The sequence below is a fragment of the Pantoea phytobeneficialis genome, assembly GCF_009728735.1.
Taxonomy (GTDB): Bacteria; Pseudomonadota; Gammaproteobacteria; order Enterobacterales; family Enterobacteriaceae; genus Pantoea; species Pantoea phytobeneficialis.
On sequence record NZ_CP024636.1, the window covers coordinates 3,058,360 to 3,070,380 of the forward strand.

At 55.7% G+C, this 12,021-nt stretch carries 10 protein-coding genes; 5 read left to right on the top strand and 5 right to left on the bottom strand.

Annotated elements, in window-relative coordinates:
• Nucleotides 1-277 precede the first annotated feature (277 nt).
• On the top strand, nucleotides 278-1,351 hold the full coding sequence (locus CTZ24_RS14180; protein WP_208723854.1) for a DUF1176 domain-containing protein: 1,074 nt from the start codon (nucleotides 278-280) through the stop codon (nucleotides 1,349-1,351).
• Here CTZ24_RS14180 and ampH read toward each other — a convergent pair.
• The 3 genes from ampH to tal form a co-directional block, all read right to left on the bottom strand.
• Complete coding sequence (gene ampH / locus CTZ24_RS14185) at nucleotides 1,348-2,517, bottom strand: D-alanyl-D-alanine-carboxypeptidase/endopeptidase AmpH (protein ID WP_208723855.1); 1,170 nt, start codon at nucleotides 2,515-2,517, stop codon at nucleotides 1,348-1,350. The two genes, CTZ24_RS14180 and ampH, sit on opposite strands and share 4 nt — an antisense overlap.
• Nucleotides 2,518-2,653: 136 nt before the next feature.
• Nucleotides 2,654-4,654 carry a transketolase gene (gene tkt, locus CTZ24_RS14190; RefSeq protein WP_208723856.1) on the bottom strand — a complete coding sequence of 667 codons (2,001 nt, stop codon included), beginning with the start codon at nucleotides 4,652-4,654 and terminating at the stop codon, nucleotides 2,654-2,656.
• 68 nt (nucleotides 4,655-4,722) lie between these two features.
• Nucleotides 4,723-5,673, bottom strand: a complete 951-nt coding sequence (gene tal / locus CTZ24_RS14195; protein WP_208723857.1) for a transaldolase — start codon at nucleotides 5,671-5,673, stop codon at nucleotides 4,723-4,725.
• A 363-nt stretch (nucleotides 5,674-6,036) separates the two neighbouring features.
• Here tal and maeB point away from each other — a divergent pair, with 363 nt between their 5' ends.
• Nucleotides 6,037-8,316: an NADP-dependent malic enzyme gene (maeB, locus tag CTZ24_RS14200; protein WP_208723858.1), complete on the top strand. Its 2,280-nt coding sequence runs from the start codon at nucleotides 6,037-6,039 to the stop codon at nucleotides 8,314-8,316.
• Between the two features lie 72 nt (nucleotides 8,317-8,388).
• Here maeB and hemF read toward each other — a convergent pair whose 3' ends face one another.
• Together hemF and amiA are read right to left on the bottom strand one after the other, a co-directional pair.
• The gene (gene hemF, locus CTZ24_RS14205; protein ID WP_208723859.1) at nucleotides 8,389-9,312 is read right to left on the bottom strand and encodes an oxygen-dependent coproporphyrinogen oxidase; all 924 of its coding nucleotides are present in this window, start codon (nucleotides 9,310-9,312) and stop codon (nucleotides 8,389-8,391) included.
• A gap of 35 nt (nucleotides 9,313-9,347) precedes the next feature.
• Nucleotides 9,348-10,208: an N-acetylmuramoyl-L-alanine amidase AmiA gene (amiA, locus tag CTZ24_RS14210; protein ID WP_021184276.1), complete on the bottom strand. Its 861-nt coding sequence runs from the start codon at nucleotides 10,206-10,208 to the stop codon at nucleotides 9,348-9,350.
• Nucleotides 10,209-10,418: 210 nt separating this feature from the next.
• Between amiA and CTZ24_RS14215 the strand changes: the two genes are divergently transcribed.
• The 3 genes from CTZ24_RS14215 (at nucleotide 10,419) to CTZ24_RS14225 (ending at nucleotide 11,984) form a co-directional block, all read left to right on the top strand.
• On the top strand, nucleotides 10,419-10,844 hold the full coding sequence (locus CTZ24_RS14215; protein ID WP_021184275.1) for a GNAT family acetyltransferase: 426 nt from the start codon (nucleotides 10,419-10,421) through the stop codon (nucleotides 10,842-10,844).
• Nucleotides 10,845-11,306 carry a DUF2919 domain-containing protein gene (locus tag CTZ24_RS14220; protein WP_021184274.1) on the top strand — a complete coding sequence of 154 codons (462 nt, stop codon included), beginning with the start codon at nucleotides 10,845-10,847 and terminating at the stop codon, nucleotides 11,304-11,306.
• A gap of 63 nt (nucleotides 11,307-11,369) precedes the next feature.
• Nucleotides 11,370-11,984, top strand: coding sequence for an RpoE-regulated lipoprotein (locus CTZ24_RS14225; protein ID WP_208723860.1), 615 nt, complete (start codon nucleotides 11,370-11,372; stop codon nucleotides 11,982-11,984).
• The last annotated feature ends 37 nt before the right edge of the window (nucleotides 11,985-12,021 follow it).

Here is a 12,021-nt window from a genome sequence, read left to right on the forward strand (position 1 = left end):
TGGCGATAATGTGACGCTTTCTCTACTCCAGACAATCTCTCTCATAATCCCTGACCGTGTGCCGGGCTGGCTGACGCATTGTGCGACAAATCCGATTGAGCGCACGGCGTTGGACAAGGATGATGACCCCTCGCACCACCCGCACAGATCGCTCCCAGGCGACGTCTTTTTCGGCAGTTAGTACCGCTTTTAGGGCCAGCTCACAGATTAGGCCCGGTGTCAGCGCTGCCACTGCGCTATCATCTTCTCTCTAAGATTTTGGGGATCGGTTTTCTTAATGTCGTATTGGATGAAATCGCTGCTTTTATTGCTTTTTCTGTTTGCTGCGGGAGTGCAGGCGGATCCACTGCAAAAGTCATTTTCTGACTGGCAGCTGACCTGCAACAATGCGGCTTTTTGCGTAGCGCGCAGTTTTCCTGGTGATAATGGCCTGGTCATGACCCTCTCCCGGCATGCGGGTGTCGATGATCGTCCTTTGCTGCGCATTGATTATGGCAGCGCTTACACTGGTGAACTTCCCGGTGCGTCCTTACAGGACAATCTGTTGCTCGATCAGCGTCTGTTGAAACCCGATCTCAAACACTGGAGCGTGGAACCGCATCATCTCGCTACCAGCAATCCCATCGCCATTGATGAGTTTCTGGCACAAACGCTGGACGCGGATACCCTCCAGCTCACCTGGCAGGCCAAAGCAGCCGTTTCATTGCACGGGATGAAAGCGGCGTTGCTGCTGATGGATGAGGTGCAGGGCAGGGTGAACGGTTTGAGTGCCTGGGTAAAGCGCGGCGATCGTGTGGTATGGGATGTACCGCCGCAGCCAGCGTTACCCCGGTTGCCTGCGCCTTTGCCGCAGCCTGCGCCACTCACCCATGACGAAGCCAGTGGGTTGATCGACTATGGTACCTGGCGCATCAATACCGACAGTTGTTCACTCGATCCGATGCGGCGTGAAGTAAGCGTCGCGCCGCTCACCGACGATAAAGCGTTGCTGCTGGTGAGCTGTGAAACCGGGGCGTATAACGTGATTGATCTGGCCTTTGAAGTGACACGTAGTCAACCCTATGTGGCGCGCGGTCTGACGCTGACCTTACCCTTCACACCCGCGTCACGCAGTGATAATCAACTGGAGCTGGTGAATGCCGAATACGATGCCAGCAGCGGCTTCCTTTATACCTTTAGCAAGGGGCGTGGCCTGGGGGATTGTGGCATCGCTACGCGCTGGCAGTTTGATGGCAATGAATTTGTGCTGGCGGAGTATGCGGAAGAGAAGACCTGTGATGCCTGGCACAGCAGCGATGACTGGCCAACCTTGTGGGTCAGCCAGTCGGAGACGGCACCGCAATCGCGTTAACGGATTGCCTGTACCATCATCGGTGAGCCATTCTGGTTACCCACCAGTTCGGCCAGCAGATCATTGACTCCATCGCTCATCGGCGTAAAGCGGGTTAGCGGCGAGCGCGTCACCACCACAAACACCCCGACATTTTGCTGCGGTATCATTGCCATATAGGTTATGAACCCACCCGCGCCACCGGTTTTCTGAATAATGCCTGGGCGACCGTTTTTCGGCCCCATATAGACCCAGCCCATACCCAGCGCATCGGCACGTCCGGGGACATCCATCCCTTCCACTTTATTCAACTGGTCACGACGATAAATCAGCGTTTGCAGACGATCGATTTGCGGCGTGCGCTTGTTGACGGCGGAGTTGAGGAACTGTTGCATCCAACGCCCCATATCGTCCGGCGTTGAATAGACGCCGCCGCTGCCAATCGCTGCGAGGGTGTTGTTACACGGACTGGCACCTTTTTCAGCAATCATCAGACGCTTGCATTGATCTGGCGAGGGGGTATAGGTGGTGTCCTTCATCCCCAGTGGACGGGTGATCAACTGCTGGAACAGGGCTGGATAGGGTTGACCGCTTGCTTTCGCCAGCGCATCGCCCAGCAGGTCATAACCGAGGTTGGAGTAGGCTGCATTAGTACCTGGTGCCGCTTTCAGCGCAGCACGCGACAGCCACTGCCAGCGATCACTTCGGGTTGGCCAGACAAACACCGGACGATGCGGTTTGCCACCGGGCTGCTCACGCGGCAGACCACTGGTATGGGTCGAAAGATTAATCAGGCGAATCGGTTGGCCGTTGAAGTTTGGCACACGCACGCCCGCTGGTGCGTATTTGCTTAAAGGATCGTCGAGGCGAATCTGACCACGCTCCGCCATTTTCACCATCACTTCGCTGGTCATCAACTTGCTGAGCGAGGCAATACGAATCACCGAGTCTTGCTGTGGCCGGGTGTTGTTGCCGGGGCTGGTTTCGCCGAAGCTGGCGAAAACACGCTGGTTGCCATCAATCGCCACCAGTGCCATGCCAACGGCACCGCTGCCGTAAAAGATATGTTCAGCGTAACGATCAACGATCTGCGAAGCGAGCAGGGGGTCTGGAGACGCCTGCGCCATGCTTTTTAACGGAAGCAGCGAAACCAGTAAGCTCAGTAAAAAGGGTGTACGTTTTTTCAACGGGAAAGCGTCCGCTAGGCTAATTAAAGGAACGTCTTATAGTAATCAGTTTGCGAGGGGCGGAAAGAGGTCAAGTAAGATTTTTTTCTGTTTCAGGCTGTGATCAAAAACGGCCCCACAGCGGGGGCCGGGTCAATTAGTGCGGCTTGAGTAAGGCTTCGGTATGGCTGACGATATTTTCCACGGTAAAGCCAAATTCCGGGAACAGTTTACCGGCTGGTGCCGACTCACCAAAGGTGGTCATGCCGACGATGGATCCGTCAAGGCCAACATACTTGAACCAGTAATCGGTAATCCCGGCTTCCACCGCCACGCGTGCCTTAACGCCAGAAGGCAGCACCGATTCACGATAAGCCGCATCTTGTTTATCGAACACGTCGGTGCAGGGCAGGGATACCACGCGGATACGATGACCATCCGCCATCAGTTTATCCGCTGCACCAAGAGCGATTTCGATTTCCGAACCGGTGGCGATGATGATCGCTTCCGGCGTGCCTTCGCAATCCTGCAATACATAACCACCCCGCGCGATATCTGCAACCTGCGCAGGGTTGCGTTCCGGTTGCAGTAAATTCTGACGCGACAGAATCAGCGCGGTTGGGCCGTGCTGACGTTCCACCGCCGCCTTCCACGCCACCGCCGTTTCTACCTGGTCGCACGGACGCCACACGCTCATATTCGGCGTGACGCGCAGGCTGGCGAGTTGTTCCACCGGCTGATGCGTCGGGCCATCTTCTCCCAAACCAATCGAGTCGTGGGTGTAGACCAGCACCTGACGCGCCTTCATCAATGCCGCCATGCGCACCGCGTTGCGTGCGTATTCGACAAACATCAGGAAGGTGGCGGTATAAGGCAAAAAGCCGCCGTGATTGGCAATACCGTTGCCGATCGCCGTCATACCAAACTCGCGCACTCCGTAATGAATATAGTTACCGGCAATATCCTCTTTGATCGATTTAGAACCGGACCAGATAGTGAGATTGCTGGGGGCCAGATCGGCAGATCCCCCAAGGAATTCCGGTAACAGCTTGCCAAACACTTCGAGGGTATTTTGCGATGCTTTACGGCTGGCAATTTTCTGTGGATTTGCTTGAAGTTGTTCAACAAACGCCTGAACCTCGCTTTGCCAGTTAGCGGGTAACTCACCGCTCAGGCGACGTGTGAACTCTTTCGCCAGTTCGGGATGCGCTGTTGTATAGGCCGCCAGTTTTTCGTCCCACGCTTTTTCGCGCGCGGCCCCGGCTTCTTTGGCATCCCACTGCTGATAAATCTCTTTTGGGATCTCAAACGCCGGAGAGTTCCAGCCCAGTTGTTTGCGCGCCAGCGCCACTTCCGCTTCGCCGAGCGCGGCACCGTGCGACTCCTCTTTACCGGCCTTATTGGGCGAGCCAAAGCCAATGATGGTGCGACAGATAATCAGCGAGGGTTTGTCGGTGACGCCCTGCGCCTCTTTGATGGCGTTGCTGACGGCGGTCGGATCATGGCCGTCAATGTCGCCAATCACATGCCAGTTGTAGGCTTCAAAGCGTTTGTGGGTATCGTCGGTAAACCAGCCTTCGGTTTCACCGTCGATGGAAATGCCGTTGTGATCGTAAAAACCGATCAGCTTGCCAAGTCCAAGGGTACCCGCCAGCGAGCAGGCTTCGTGAGAGATCCCTTCCATCAGGCAGCCGTCACCCATAAACACGTAGGTGTAATGGTCGACGATCTCATGCCCCGGCTGGTTAAATTGTGCCGCCAGCGTGCGTTCGGAAATCGCCATCCCCACGGCATTCGCCAGCCCCTGACCGAGTGGTCCGGTGGTGGTTTCTACCCCTGCGGTATAACCCAGCTCCGGGTGTCCCGGCGTTTTCGAATGCAGTTGACGGAAGTTTTTCAATTCCTCCATCGGCAGGTCATAACCGGTGAGATGCAGCAGGCTGTAAAGCAGCATAGAGGCATGGCCGTTGGAGAGAATGAAACGGTCGCGATCGGGCCAGTGCGGGTTGGTCGGGTTATGTTTGAGAAAATCGCGCCACAGCACTTCGGCGATATCCGCCATGCCCATCGGGGCTCCCGGATGGCCGGAATTTGCTTTTTGTACGGCGTCCATGCTCAGGGCACGAATCGCATTAGCCAACTCTCTGCGTGAAGACATAGGGTTCTCCCTTGTGATTTGGCAATAAGGACGGGCAAGACGCCCGTCCGGCATGAGGTGATGGTCGGTCAGAGGCGAGCAGCCAGCACGTCCTCCAGTTTTTGCTGGTCAATGGCAAACTGACGGATCCCATCGGACAGTTTTTCTACCGCCATCGGATCCTGATTATGTTCCCAGCGGAACTCCGCTTCAGACAGCGGCGCAGGCTGATGGAAGCCTTCGGTTGACGGTTCCAGCTTACGTTCCACTGGCGCATCGCTGTTGGCCAGTTCTTCCAGCAGATTTGGCGAGATGGTCAGTCGGTCACAACCCGCCAGCGCCAGAATCTGCTCCACTTTACGGAAGCTGGCACCCATGATGACGGTGTTGTAGCGATGCTTTTTGTAATAATCGTAGATGCGACGCACGGACTTCACGCCCGGATCTTCATCTGCTACATACGGGTCGAGCGGTTTACGGCTGTTGTACCAGTCATAAATACGACCAACGAACGGGGAGATCAGGAACACACCCGCTTCGGCGCAGGCACGGGCCTGAGCGAAGGAGAACAGCAGCGTCAGGTTGCAATGGATGCCGTTTTTCTCCAGCTCCTCGGCAGCGCGGATGCCTTCCCAGGTTGATGCCAGTTTGATCAGGATACGCGAACGGTCAATGCCGTTCTCTTCGTACAACCGCACCAGTTTTTCGGCTTTGGTAACACACATGCCCCGATCGAAAGAGAGGCGCGCATCCACTTCGGTCGAGACACGGCCTGGTACGCTTTTCAGAATTTCCATACCGAGGTTGATCGCCACTTTGTCGCTGGCGTTGATGATCTGCGTTTCTTTACTGCCGCCCTGTTTTTTTGCGTAGTCGATGGCGTCATCAATCAGGTGTTTGTAGGCGTCAAGTCCGGCGGCTTTGAGGATTAATGAGGGGTTGGTCGTGGCGTCTTCCGGGTGGTATTGGCGAATGGATTCAATATCGCCACTGTCCGCCACCACGGTGGTGAACTGTTTTAATGCATCGAGCTGGTTCATCGCTTAACTCCTTGATTAGCAATCATTATGGCAAATAGAAAACCTCAGGCAGCTTTGGCCTTATTACGCCATTTCCAGGTGAGTACCGGTCCAACACATTGCTACAGACGTCAGGTGAAGAAAATGCGTTTTCTCTGATTGTGACGCTGGGGCGCCCACTGCGCGCGCTTGTGATTAGGGGCCAGCCTGAGATGACAGCTGCGCGTTTTACCACCACTAAGCATAGCAGTCTGTGACCGGGGCGTTGATCTGGCTGTGGCAATCTGTGCCCTTGTAAACCGCGTATTCTTTGAGCGCCTTCACCCTCTTTTGGGCGGTTGATTTCTATACTGAACGCTCTTTCTCCGCGCAACAGGATGCCCAATGGACGATCAACTGAAGCAAAGCGCTCTCGATTTTCACCAGTATCCCACCCCCGGAAAAATTCAGGTGTCACCCACCAAGCCGCTGGCGACGCAGCGTGATTTGGCCCTGGCCTATTCACCCGGCGTGGCAGCCCCGTGCCTTGAAATTGCCGTGGACCCTCTGGCGGCACATAAATACACCGCACGCGGCAACCTGGTGGCGGTGATCTCTAACGGCACTGCGGTGCTTGGCCTCGGCAATATCGGCGCGCTGGCGGGGAAGCCGGTGATGGAGGGCAAGGGCGTGTTGTTTAAGAAGTTTGCCGGTATAGACGTGTTCGATATCGAAATCGACGAACACGACCCGGATAAACTGATTGAGGTGATTGCCGCGCTGGAACCGACTTTTGGCGGCATTAACCTTGAAGATATCAAAGCGCCGGAGTGCTTCTACATCGAGCAGAAGCTGCGCGAACGTATGAAAATCCCGGTGTTCCACGACGATCAGCACGGCACCGCCATTATCTGTACCGCTGCGGTGCTGAACGGATTGCAGATTGTGAAAAAAGCCATCTCCGATGTGCGGCTGGTGGTCTCGGGAGCGGGCGCTTCAGCCATCGCCTGTCTGAACCTGCTGGTAGCGCTGGGGATGCAGCGTCACAACATCGTGGCCTGCGATTCCAAAGGCGTGATTTGGCGTGGTCGTGATGCCGAGATGGCAGAAACCAAAGCGCGGTATGCCATTGAGGACAACGGTAAACGCACGCTGGAGGAGGTGATTGCTGGCGCGGATATTTTTCTTGGCTGCTCCGGGCCGCAGGTGCTGACGCCGGAAATGGTCAGGCAGATGGCAAAAGATCCCCTGATTCTGGCGCTGGCAAACCCGGAACCTGAAATCATGCCGCCCTTAGCCAAGGCGGTGCGGCCTGATGCCATCATCTGCACCGGACGTTCGGATTTCCCTAATCAGGTCAATAACGTGCTGTGTTTCCCGTTTATCTTCCGTGGCGCTCTGGATGTGGGGGCTACCGCGATCAACGAAGAGATGAAACTGGCGGCGGTGCACGCCATTGCGGCGCTGGCGCAGGCGGAGCAAAGCGATGTGGTGGCGTCGGCCTATGATGATCAGGATCTGAGTTTTGGCCCGGAATATCTGATTCCGAAACCTTTTGATCCGCGTCTGATTGTGCAGATTGCGCCTGCGGTGGCGCAAGCCGCGATGAAATCTGGCGTCGCCACGCGACCGATTGAGGACTTCGATGCCTATCGCGAGAAACTCACCGAGTTTGTCTATAAAACCAACCTGTTTATGAAACCGATTTTCTCGCAGGCACGCAAAGAGCCGAAACGGGTGGTGCTGGCGGAAGGAGAAGAAGTGCGGGTGCTGCATGCCACTCAGGAACTGGTGACGCTCGGACTGGCGAAACCCATTCTGATCGGTCGTCCTAACGTAATCGCCATGCGCCTGCAAAAGCAGGGACTGAAAATCGAAGCCGGAAAAGATTTTGAGGTAGTGAACAACGAATCCGACCCGCGTTTTAAAGCCTACTGGAGCGAGTATTACCAGATTATGAAACGGCGTGGCGTTACGCCGGAGATGGCACAGCGTGCGGTGATAGGCAATCCCACCCTGATTGGGGCGATCATGGTCCATCGTGGTGAAGCCGATGCGATGATTTGCGGCACCGTTGGTGATTATCATGAACATTACGAAGTGATTGAGAAGGTGTTTGGCTTCCGTCCTGATGTACGCGTCGCCGGGGCGATGAACGCGCTATTGCTGCCGAGCGGCAACACCTTTATTACCGACACCTACGTCAACGAAGATCCGACACCAGAACAACTGGCAGATATTACCTTGATGGCGGCGGAGACGGTGCGACGCTTTGGTATCGAACCGCGTGTGGCGCTGCTGTCGCACTCCAGCTTTGGCACCTCGAATGCGCCGGGCGCGCGCAAAATGCGTGAAGCGCTGGCATTGATTCAGCAGCGTGCGCCGGAACTGGAGATTGACGGAGAAATGCACGGCGATGCGGCGCTGGTGGAAAATATCCGCCGGGAATTGATGCCGGACAGCCCGTTAAAAGGCACTGCCAATCTGTTGATTATGCCAAATGTTGAAGCGGCGCGTATCAGCTACAACCTGCTGCGCGTCTCCTGTTCGGAGGGGGTGACGGTTGGCCCGGTGTTGATGGGTATCAGCAAACCGGTACATGTATTAACACGTATCGCTTCGGTGCGACGCATCGTCAATATGGTGGCGCTGGCGGTGGTGGAGGCGCAGACCGAGCCGTTGTGAGATCGTAGCGGCGCGATTTATCGCGCGTGTTTCAAAACCTGCGCGATAAATCGCGCCGCTACGAAATGGCCATTATCTGGACGCGATACTCAACCAATCCTTCACCGGCAGGAAATCGCGGTACAACGCCTCTTCTGGCGTTCCCGCTTCCGGTTGATAATCATATTCCCAGCGCACCAGGGGGGGCATCGACATCAGGATCGATTCGGTTCGTCCACCGGTTTGCAAACCAAACAGGGTGCCGCGATCCCACACCAGGTTGAACTCGACATAGCGACCACGCCGGTATAACTGGAACTGGCGCTCGCGCTCGCCCCACGGCAGCGCTTTGCGTTTTGCCACAATCGGACGATAGGCTTGCAGAAAACCGTTGCCTACCGCCTGGGTAAAGTCGAAGCAGTGGTCAAAATCGGGGGTGTTGAGATCGTCGAAGAACAAACCGCCAATGCCACGCTGTTCCTCACGATGCTTGATATAGAAATAGTCGTCGCACCATTTTTTAAAACGTGGATAGACGTCCTCGCCAAACGGCTGGCACAACTCAAAGGCTGTCTGATGCCAGTGCACGGCATCTTCTTCAAAACCGTAATACGGGGTGAGGTCGAAACCGCCACCAAACCACCACACCGGATCGGCTCCCGGCTTCTCTGCAATAAAGAAACGCACGTTGGCGTGGCTGGTCGGTACATACGGGTTTTCCGGATGGATCACCAGCGATACGCCCATCGCTTCGAAACTGCGGCCAGCCAGCTCCGGACGATGCGCAGTCGCGGAAGCGGGCATCTGGTCGCCATGAACGTGGGAGAAGTTAACGCCAGCCTGCTCAAACACCGCGCCGTTGCGCAGTACGCGGCTGCGTCCGCCACCACCGCCGGGCCGCTGCCAGTTATCTTCTGCGAAGTCTGCTTTACCATCTTCCGCCGCCAGTTGGGCGCAAATGTCATCCTGGAGCGCCAGCAAAAAGGCTTTAACGCGGGAAATATCGGGATTGCTCATGAGTCACTCGTTCCGGAAATTTGCCGCGATTATACCTAAGCCTGACGACGATCGTACTCATCAAAGTAATTGACGATGCCATCGGCAATTGCGCTGGCGATTTTACGGCGGAACGCCGGGGTGCCGAGCAACTGCTCTTCGTGCGGGTTGGTAATAAACGAGGTCTCCACCAACACCGAAGGAATGGATGGCGACTTCAGTACCGCAAACGCGGCCTGTTCGGTGTGCTGGCTGTGCAGATGATGCACCGGGCGAATCTGATCCAGCACATGTTTACCCAGCGTCAGGCTGTTACGAATGGTGTCGGTCTGCACCAGGTCGAACAGAATCTGGTTCAGATACTGATCCTTCGCCGCCACTTCGGCACCACCAACTTTGTCGGCATCGTTCTCTTTTTGCGACATATAACGCGCCATCGCGCTGCTTGCTCCGCGATTCGACAAGGCGAATACTGACGCGCCATTGGCATCCGGGCTGGTGTAGCCATCGGCGTGAATAGACATAAACAGATTTGCACCGTGCTGATGGGCGATTTCAACGCGCTGATAGAGCGGAATAAAGTAGTCAGTGTCGCGTGTCAGACGCACTTCCACCTTCGGATGATCCTGCAACAACTGACGTACGTTGTTGGCGATATCCAGCACGATATGCTTCTCTTCCGAACCTTGCTCGCCAACCGCACCGGAATCGATGCCGCCGTGACCAGGGTCGATCATCACAATACGTTTGCCGCTGCGGGCTGGGGGCGCAGGTTTGCTGTGGCGTGGCAGCATGCGTAAATCTGCGCTCTCTTCTTTGGCCTGGACCAGACGCGGTGACAGCACCGCCAGCGCCAGCCCGGACAGCAGCAGCTGACGGCGATTGGTTAAGCGTTTGAGCAGTGAAATCTTTTTCATCAATGAATCCCTGACAGGTAAACCTGCGAAGTGTTATAGCGTAACACCCTGTCGCGTGCGACCTCACAACTATTTCAGGGCTTTACTTTGTATTTCAGGTCGCTAACAGGAAATTTGCCGCTTTTTTCCGCCACTGAGCGGTGCAAGGTTTGCACCTGGCAAAGAATGCGTGATAATCAGCGAATTGTGGCCAACTGTAGGGTAACGCCGATGGAAATCCGTTCTTTCCGCCAGGAAGATTTTGAAGAAGTGATCACGCTCTGGGAGCGTTGCGATCTGTTGCGCCCGTGGAATGACCCGGAGTTGGACATCGAACGCAAAATGAACCATGACCCGGATCTCTTCCTGATAGCTGAAGTCGGTGGCGAGGTGGTGGGGACGCTGATGGGCGGCTACGATGGTCATCGTGGTGCCGCATACTATCTGGCGGTCCACCCGGATTATCAGGGACGCGGCTTTGCCAATGCGCTGATGAACCGTCTGGAAAAGAAACTGATTGCGCGTGGCTGCCCGAAAATCCATCTGATGGTACGTGAAGAGAACGACCAGGTGGTGGCGTTCTATGAAAAGCTCGATTACGAACCGGTGGACTCGCTGCTGTTTGGTAAACGGTTGATTGAAGATCGCGAGTATTAAGTGGTCACGCTGAAATATCCACCCGAAGAATATGATGCGAAAGGGCAGCTACGGCTGCCGTTTCTTTTCTGGTTGATCCTGTTATTGCAGGCGCGCACCTGGCTGCTGCTGGTGATGGCTGGCGCTTCACGTCAGCAGGGCAATGACCTGTTGGCGCTGTTTTATCCGGACCGGCAAAGTTTCTGGCTCGGTCTGGCGCTGGGTGTTCCGTCGGCCATCGGTTTATTACTCACCGGTTATCGCCAGCGTTGGCCCCGGGTGTGGCAAAGCTGGCGCTGGGTGTTGAGTCTGTCGCTACTGATTAACCTGTTGTGGCAGGGGGTTAATCTGTGGCAGGGCGAGATGCCTGACTCGCCATTTCCGCTGTTGCTGACGTTGTTTGACCTGCTGGCGTTATATTGGCTGCAAACCCATCGCCGCCTGCGTGACTGTTTTTTGCCCGAACATCAGCATCACGAATAAACTTTTTGTCGCTTTGCGACTCCAACAGGCACGCCAACCGGCAAAGAAGATCAAGGAGTTTTCATGAACGTTGTTCGTCCCGCGCTGCTGGCGACGGCTCTGGTGCTGGCAGGATGTGCCAGTTCGGGTTCCTCTTCCCAGGCTGATGAAAGCCACTGGTACAACCCGCTCAGTTATCATTGGTCAGCGCTGAATCCGCTGAACTGGTTTGGTGGTTCGCTTACCGTGACGGAGCAGGGGGTAGCAGGCCTTTCCAGCAGCACCGCGATGACGCAAACTGCCATCGATAAAGCCCTGGATGGGGATTACAAATTGCGCCAGGGCATGCGCACCCAGAACGGCCAGGTGGTGGAGTTCTGGCAGGCGTTGGATGATGGCAAGGTCAAAATGGTGATTCACGGCCAAAGCAGCGTGGAGCGTATCGAAGTCGTGGATAGCAGCGCAAAAAGTGCCGATGGCAGCAAAATCGGTGACCTGTTCAGCGCGAAATTCAGCAAAGCTTTCGATAACTGCAAAATGGTGCCAGGCCTGGATAGCCGTGATGTTGAGTGCCGGGCACCCAACAGCCAGCACATCGCTTACATTTACAGCGGTGAATGGCACGGGCCTGAAGGTCTGATGCCGTCTGACGATACTCTGAAAAACTGGAAAATCAGTCAGATCGTCTGGCAACGGTAACCCTGAAAAAAGTGCGGTGATACGGGCTATCACCGCC

Bases quoted from the DNA above. Each gene is read 5' to 3' on its own strand.
- CTZ24_RS14180 (WP_208723854.1), top strand. From the start codon at position 278: ATGTCGTATTGGATGAAATCGCTGCTTTTATTGCTTTTTCTGTTTGCT.
- tkt (WP_208723856.1), bottom strand. From the start codon at position 4,654: ATGTCTTCACGCAGAGAGTTGGCTAATGCGATTCGTGCCCTGAGCATG.
- tal (WP_208723857.1), bottom strand. From the start codon at position 5,673: ATGAACCAGCTCGATGCATTAAAACAGTTCACCACCGTGGTGGCGGAC.
- maeB (WP_208723858.1), top strand. From the start codon at position 6,037: ATGGACGATCAACTGAAGCAAAGCGCTCTCGATTTTCACCAGTATCCC.
- hemF (WP_208723859.1), bottom strand. From the start codon at position 9,312: ATGAGCAATCCCGATATTTCCCGCGTTAAAGCCTTTTTGCTGGCGCTC.
- amiA (WP_021184276.1), bottom strand. From the start codon at position 10,208: ATGAAAAAGATTTCACTGCTCAAACGCTTAACCAATCGCCGTCAGCTG.
- CTZ24_RS14215 (WP_021184275.1), top strand. From the start codon at position 10,419: ATGGAAATCCGTTCTTTCCGCCAGGAAGATTTTGAAGAAGTGATCACG.
- CTZ24_RS14225 (WP_208723860.1), top strand. From the start codon at position 11,370: ATGAACGTTGTTCGTCCCGCGCTGCTGGCGACGGCTCTGGTGCTGGCA.